The following is a 6,969-nucleotide window of genomic DNA, read 5'->3' as shown; positions in this document are numbered from 1 at the left end:
GCGCCACCGGCCCTGGCTGGCAAACGAGGATGGACGAAGCGCTCAAGGAGTGGATCAGCTCACGCGGCTGAGTCACCTTTTTCCTCCGGGGTGGCCTCCTCCTCCGATTCGATTACGCAATCCGCATCAATCGCATCCGATTGTTTACTCCGCTCGGCGGCCTCGTCCAAACCGACCGCCCTGGCCATTTCAACGGAGACGGGCAAGTATTTGAACAAACGGCGAATGACGGTTTTTTGGGCCATCTCCTCAAAATGCGTCACCCACGGCCCGCTTTTGGCGACGGGGGATTGGGCGCGGATTTTTTCCACCTCCGCGGCTCATCACCTCGAATTTGACACTCGAAATTGATCTCATCCCAAGCAGCGTGACGCAATTCCCCGGGCCGCACGAACACCAGCGGCAGCAGCCTGAGCGCCTGCCTGATTACGAAATCCCCGCTGTAATCATCCATGGCGCGGAGCAGGGCGCCGATTTTCTTTGGATCATGGATGCTGGCAAAGTTTTTTGTTTTTGCCGGAGCCAGGGCGCCGCGTATATCGTTGGCCGGATTCCTGGCGCAGCGCCCGGTGGCGATGCCATAACTGAAAATCCTCCCGGCCACCTGATGGGCAGTATGGGCGGTCTCATGGTGGCCGCGCTCCTCGATGCGGCGAAGGGTGGCCAATAATTCCGGCGGTTCGATATCGGCAATTGGGCGGTTGCCCAGGAAGGGACCAAGGTATTTATCAATGTGCCGGGCCATTTTTTCCCGGTAGGAAGGGCGCCAAACCTTCTCCTGTTTCCCATACCATTCCTTTGCCACCGCCAGGAGTGTGTTTTTCCCGGCCGCCTTGGCTGCTTTCCTGGCGGCGGATGGGTCGATCCCCTCCGCGAGCTGGCGCTTATATTCATCCCGTTTTTCCCTGGCAGCCTTCAAAGTGACGGTGGGATAGGCACCCAGCGACAGCAATTTCCGCCTGCCTTCATAGCGATATTGCAACCGCCACAACTTGCTGCCATTTGGACGGATTTCGATATAGAGGCCGCCACCATCAAACTTTTTATACGGTTTCTTACGTGGCTTGGCATTCTTGATGGCGGTAACAGTGAGGGGCATTTGGCGGTAACTTTGCTGGCGGGTTTGAATGTACCGCCAAAGTTACCGTCATTTGGCGGTAACTGTCAACGGATTTCGTCGGATTGTATCGGACAAGCCAGTCATGAAAAAGCCCGCTATCATGCGGGCTAGAGGGGTATTAACGGATTTCTTCGAACTCTCAAATGGAGCTGGCGAAGGGATTCGAACCCCCGACCGGCGGATTACAAATCCGCTGCTCTACCAACTGAGCTACGCCAGCTTCAACTTATATATTGTAGCTGGAAGCAATTTTCTCTGGCAAATAAATTTGGGTTGCGGCATGATTTGAAGATTCTCTGTTTTTTCAGAGATTTTGGGGCAGGGATGTGCTGACAAAATCCATCGCTTGATGCGATAGATTCTGTGTGCGGGGAATTCACGAATGAATGATTCAGCATTTCCTATAGAATTCCACCTAAATTCTGCAAGTGATTCGAGCACCGAGGGTGTCAAGCAAGGCTTTAGGCAAGGCGGCAAGCCAATTTTCGCGCAGGCGTGGCAGCGCTACTTCGAGCATAAAATGGGTGCGGCCAACGCAGCATAAAGGCTTGATTTGGCAGCCGAATGCCGAAACATTTGCAGAATTTAGGTTCCAATAATAAAACAGCGGATTGAATCCTGATGAGAAGTAAATTTTCCCAACAGTTGGAGTTCGGCCTGGAGAAAGGCTTGTGGGGAAGCCGCTTGGTGGTGTTGGTGGCGGTCTTGGCAAGTCTGGCAGTGGCGTTTGGGGTGTTTTATGTGGCTACTGTAGATGCCTGGTATTTGATTATGGATTTGAGAAATTATGCATCGCCTGATCTTACCGATTTGGCGCGTAAGACAATGCGGTCCCAGGTAATTGCCCATGTGGTGGAAGTGATTGATGGCTATTTGCTAGCCACTGTGCTGCTTATATTTTCTTTGGGGCTTTATGAGCTTTTTATTAGCGCATTGGATGAGGCGCGGAAAAGCGAAGCTTTTGCCAAGGTGTTGATCATTAATAATCTGGATGATCTCAAAAGCCGTTTGGGGAAGGTCATTTTAATGATTTTGATTGTTAAATTTTTTGAGCACGGAATTGAAATGCCATTTGAAAATCCACTGGATTTGTTGGCTTTTGCCGGTGGCATAGCTTTGGTAGGATTGGCTTTGTTTCTTTCCCATTCCGCCATTTATCATTTTGGTCATGGCGGAGAGGGCGGCAACTGATCATCCTCGCTCAGATAGACCTTCGTACCATGATCAACGGCGTCAAAAACCCAGGCGATATCCTCGTTACGCATACGAATGCAACCATGGGATTCGGGTGCGCCTCGAATGACTTCATCAGGGCTGCCGTGAAGGTATATGTAGCGCCGGAAGGTATCTACCTTTCCTAATCGGTTGCGGCCGACCTCCAGCCCGCTTAACCAGAGGATGCGAGTTAAAATCCAGTCCCGATCCGGATGTTGTCTGCCGAGCTTTGGCGTATAAATTTCCCCGGTCGGACGGCGGCCGACAAATACGGTTCCCAGTGGCGCACCCGTGCCGATTTTGGCGCGGATCACGTGCCATCCCCGAGGCGTACAGCCACTGTTTTCCCATTCCCCAGGTCCATTTTTCGCGGTGGACACCGGAAATTCACGCAAAATTATACCGTTATCTATTTGGCGAAGATATAAACGCTGGCGATCTATCCGAATCCACAAAAAATAGTTCATGGTTCCAGCAAGGCAATGGATTCCACATGGGCGGTATGGGGGAACATATCCATGATGCCGGCCTTGATTAACCGGTACCCCCGTTGATGTACCAAGTGTCCCACATCTCTGGCAAGAGTAGCCGGGTTGCAGGAAACATAAACGATTCGCTGGGGTTGCCAGCGGGGAATCCAGTCCATGACCTCGAAAGCACCGGCGCGGGAAGGATCCAGTAGAATTTTATTGTAGGTGGCCTGGCTCCAGGGGTTTTCACTGAAGTCTTGGGTCAAATCGCTGCAATAAAATTGCGTGTTTTTCAGTTGATTGATTTGGGCATTGTGGCGGGCTTGTTCCACGGCGCTTTCATTGCCTTCAATCCCTGTGACTTGGCCGGCGTGGCGGGCCAGGGGGAGGGTGAAATTACCGAGGCCGCAAAATAAATCCAGGATATTGTCAGTTGGGCTGGGCTTAAGGGTTTCCAAGACCCGATGAATCATTTTGATGTTGATGGCCGCATTCACCTGGGTGAAGTCCAAGGGGCCAAACTGCAATTCAATATCTTCCGGCAGACGATAATGCAATGGCTGTGGGTTTTCAGGCAATAAAGGGGTTACCGAATCCGGGCCTTTGGGTTGCAGGTAGATATCGAATTGGAACCGCTTGCCAAATTGCTTGAGTTTTCCAAGATCTTCTTCGCTTGGCGGCTGAAGCACACGGAAGACCAGCGCGGAGCGATTATCTCCCACGGCCGCTTCAATCTGGGGGATGCGTTCTTTGATGGTCAGACTGTCTATCAATGTGGCCAGGTCTTTCAGCCGGTCACCGACTTTGGGATCCAACACAAGGCAAGCATCAATATCGGCAATCAATCCGCTGCCTTTTTCCCTGAATCCTACCAGCACCCGGCCTTTGTTGCGGACAAACTTGACCCCCAGCCTGGCTTTGCGGCGGTAACCCCATAATGGTCCGGTTAGCGGGGGCCAGAGTTCGAATTGGGGGATTTTTCCTATTCGGGCGAACTGCTGGATCAAAAGATCCTGTTTGAGCCGGATTTGCGCCGCGGGATCCAGGTGTTGCAGGCTGCATCCGCCGCAGCGATCAAAAAAAGCGCACTTGGGGGTAACTCTGTCCTTGTTGGGTTCGGTCACTTCCAAAACCGTGCCCCGGGCAAAATCCCGCCGGATTTCCCGGTAGCGGAAGACTACTTTTTCTCCGGGCAGGGCGCCTTCAATAAATACCGCTTTGCCGTCCACATAGGCAATCCCCTGTCCATCGTGGGTGACGTTTTCGATTAGGGCCTGGACCGGTTCCTGGGGTAGGGGTTTTCTCCGACGCCGGCCCATGGTTACTTACGCCGCCAGCGGCCATCGCTGGCCTGGATCATCCAGCCCGGACGGGCATTGGCAATCCAGCGTTTGGCAAAGGTAGCCTGGATTTCATCGGCCCATTCCGGGTGGCCGTTGGCCCGGGCGATGGCTTGATAAAGCGCGATGCGGTCTTTGTTTTCATTTTGCACCAGGCGCATTACCTTGGCCCGCAGTTGTGGCGGGATGGCGATGGGATTGACGACGGCAACCAGGCCGTTGTTGGCATAGCCAATCCAGCCTTTATCCAGAGATTCCTTGAGCTTGGGAAAGCGCTGTTTCATAGAAGCGCGGATAGCGCGGATTTCGGGACTGTCCACGTTCAAATCCGCCGCCGCGTGGGCGGTGGAAACACCAAGGCTCATTATTTCCAGCAGAGTGACTTTGGTGCGATACAAAAGGAGACTGGATTGCGGGGCATCGGTGGGCGTTTCTGTTTCCGCGCCTTCCTGAATATCTTTGATAATTTTATCGGCGGCTTTTTCCGCCGCCGCCGCTGGGAAGTAGATATTGATTGTGACGCAAGAAACGATACTCAACAGCGCGAGCAGGGGTAGGGTTGAAATGGTCTTTTTCATTGAGATATCACCGGTGATTCTAAGGTTTTTATTTGGGTAATCCTGGCCAGCCTAGCCAAGAGCGTTGGCCAGTCGATGCGGCGATTATAGCCGATCACATCAATTCGTGGCAGGTCGCCGCCTTTGACAATGTAATAGCCATTTTTCGCCGGGGCTGCACCGCGAAGATAACAGACATTATGCTGCAAACGGCAACCAATGCCGATTTTGTGGTAGGAAAACTCCTTGAATAGTTTCATAAATCCCCGCGATAGAAGCCCGGCCGCGCCACCACCGCCCAAATCGGTCAAATTCTCCACTGCTTTCTGGCTGATCCGGTGTTTGGAAGGATCATTTTCCGGGGTTCCCAGCCAGGCATCAAAAGCGACTGGGCGCCAATTTTCCAGAACCAAGCCTTTGACATAACCATCCAAGCGGCCGGTGATGAGTCCAAAATCAAAGTGACGGGTGACCAGTTCCAAATCCAGGTGTTTGATTTCAATATCCGCTTCGAGCCGGGGCAGGGGACCAAACAAATGGGTGATTTTCAGATTTTTAATGATTATCTTCCCGTCAAAGACTTCAAAAAGCAATTTCCCATCCAGCTTGAGTTCGCCGGGATGATAGCTGATTTTGGGAATTACCCCGGATAGGGTTCCCGCCAGAGGCGTAAATCCTAGCACGCGGGTTAATTTTTCCAGGGGGATATTATCGATTCTGCCCGCAAACTGGATGTTAGGATTGGCGCTTGTCAGATTGAGCGCCGCCAGTTGCTGGATTTGAAAGAAACCGTCGAGTATGGGAAGGGTTGCCGGACGAATCAGCCGCAGGTCGTCATCGGTAGTGCGGAAGAAAAAGTCCGTTTTCCCCAAGGGGATTTTATACAGGTGCCCGGATTGCCAGCCAATCCAGGTGACGGGAAAAAGCAGGCCTTGAGCGGGCAGTGTCCTGCGCCAGTGAATATCGCCTTGCAATTGGCGCAGTCCCAGGCGTCTTTGTTTATCGGCAATAATGATATTGATAAGTTTGAGTTGGCCGGTTTCAGGCAGATCATTTCGAACGGTGACTTTGCCGACGCCTTTGCCGGATGGCACCGACAGGCCCTCCCAATTCCCGCCTTCCAGATAGGGGGATACATAGCGTTTGAATGCGTTGGCCAGATTGGCTTCAAAATTAGCTGTCAGCAAGGAAATTATACCGTTATCTTTTTTTGAATTAATCAAAACATCCACAATATCCTTTTGTTTCAAGGCAAGAATCGAAGTGGATTTCTTTTCTTTGTCATCCCAATTCAAGCGCCATCGCAATCGCGTTGGGTGTTGGTCAAAGGGAAGATAAAAGGGCAAATACCACCTGCCTTTATCTATTGTTGCTTCGAGTGTTGCTTGCCAAAGCTGGCCTTTACGTTTGGCCTGGGATTGAATGTCAATGTTCAAGTTTTCCGCCCCTAACGTAAAGCCGCTGTCATTAAAGCTGAGGGGATTAATGTTAAGTTTCAGCTGGATGGCGTCTGGTTGCGGTTGTCCGGTGGTCCGCAGTGACAAATTTACCATTCCCTGTAGGGTTTCCAGCCAGGGCAAAGGCATGGGGGACAGGGATTTTATTAGCTTATCCTGTAAAAGAACTTGTTTGGCTTTGAGTTGAGAACGCCATTTCTTTTTCTGGTAAGTCAGCGCTCCGAACCAGTCGCCGCCAAGAAAATGGAGGGGCGAGAGTTTGAGAATGCCGGTTTCGGGGTGTAAGCGGGCGGTAAATTCCCCCCTTAGGGTTTCATTGATTTTGGGGAGAAAAATATGGATTTTACCTTGGTCGCATTCAAGGGCTTTCTGTCCCCAATTTCCTTGAAGGCATGTCAGCCTTGTTCGGGTGATTAGATAAGGTGGCATGGGAAGTTGAAGTTTGTTCAGGGAGAGAGAAAACTTTCTTTGTTCAGGCAGTAGCCTGCCGTTGACTTGTTTTAGAATGAGTGGTCCATATTGGAGTGATTTAATCTGAATTTCCAGCGATGTGGCAATTGAAGTCTCGGATACAATCCAAAACAGAAACAACCAGGAAAACCGCCAGATTTTTAAAATATCTGGAAGGGCACGGGATGCGTCCGTAGTTGAGAATGGAACTGTTTTTCTGATCCAAGTGGATAAATAGCTTTTTCCATTCATCCACTTAAAACCTAAATTCTACAAATGTTTCGGCATTCTGCTGCCAAGTCAAGCCTTTATGCTGCGTTGGCCGCACCAATTTTATGCTCGAAGCAGCGCTGCTACGCC

Annotated in this window: 7 protein-coding genes and 1 tRNA gene; 1 reads left to right on the top strand and 7 read right to left on the bottom strand. The window is 51.3% G+C overall.

From position 1 onward, the window contains the following. Positions 1-59: 59 nt before the first annotated feature. The 3 genes from AXA67_14165 to AXA67_14155 all read right to left on the bottom strand — a co-directional run bounded on the left by AXA67_14165 (position 60) and on the right by AXA67_14155 (position 1,340). Positions 60-263 carry a hypothetical protein gene (locus AXA67_14165; GenBank protein KXJ40167.1) on the bottom strand — a complete coding sequence of 68 codons (204 nt, stop codon included), beginning with the start codon at positions 261-263 and terminating at the stop codon, positions 60-62. Next, positions 260-1,099 carry a hypothetical protein gene (locus AXA67_14160; protein ID KXJ40166.1) on the bottom strand — a complete coding sequence of 280 codons (840 nt, stop codon included), beginning with the start codon at positions 1,097-1,099 and terminating at the stop codon, positions 260-262. Before AXA67_14160 ends, AXA67_14165 begins: the two co-directional genes overlap by 4 nt. 165 nt (positions 1,100-1,264) lie before the next feature. Further along, positions 1,265-1,340, bottom strand: a tRNA-Thr gene (locus tag AXA67_14155). A 401-nt stretch (positions 1,341-1,741) separates the two neighbouring features. Here AXA67_14155 and AXA67_14150 point away from each other — a divergent pair. Further along, positions 1,742-2,311 carry a hypothetical protein gene (locus AXA67_14150; GenBank protein ID KXJ40165.1) on the top strand — a complete coding sequence of 190 codons (570 nt, stop codon included), beginning with the start codon at positions 1,742-1,744 and terminating at the stop codon, positions 2,309-2,311. On the opposite strand, the gene AXA67_14145 is transcribed toward AXA67_14150, so the two are convergent. The 4 genes from AXA67_14145 to AXA67_14130 are packed head-to-tail and all read right to left on the bottom strand — an operon-like array spanning position 2,287 to position 6,861. Continuing rightward, on the bottom strand, positions 2,287-2,802 hold the full coding sequence (locus tag AXA67_14145) for a peptidase (protein ID KXJ40164.1): 516 nt from the start codon (positions 2,800-2,802) through the stop codon (positions 2,287-2,289). The two genes, AXA67_14150 and AXA67_14145, sit on opposite strands and share 25 nt — an antisense overlap. Next, the gene (locus tag AXA67_14140) at positions 2,799-4,124 is read right to left on the bottom strand and encodes a 23S rRNA methyltransferase (protein KXJ40163.1); all 1,326 of its coding nucleotides are present in this window, start codon (positions 4,122-4,124) and stop codon (positions 2,799-2,801) included. Before AXA67_14140 ends, AXA67_14145 begins: the two co-directional genes overlap by 4 nt. A gap of 2 nt (positions 4,125-4,126) precedes the next feature. Continuing rightward, positions 4,127-4,723, bottom strand: coding sequence for a hypothetical protein (locus AXA67_14135; protein KXJ40162.1), 597 nt, complete (start codon positions 4,721-4,723; stop codon positions 4,127-4,129). Further along, complete coding sequence (locus AXA67_14130) at positions 4,720-6,861, bottom strand: hypothetical protein (protein ID KXJ40161.1); 2,142 nt, start codon at positions 6,859-6,861, stop codon at positions 4,720-4,722. Before AXA67_14130 ends, AXA67_14135 begins: the two co-directional genes overlap by 4 nt. Between the last annotated feature and the right edge of the window lie 108 nt (positions 6,862-6,969).

Origin of the sequence: Methylothermaceae bacteria B42, assembly GCA_001566965.1 — a bacterium.
GTDB lineage: Bacteria > Pseudomonadota > Gammaproteobacteria > Methylococcales > Methylothermaceae > Methylohalobius.
Note: the sequence above shows the minus strand (reverse complement) of the source record. Positions and strands in the feature narration are given on the sequence as shown.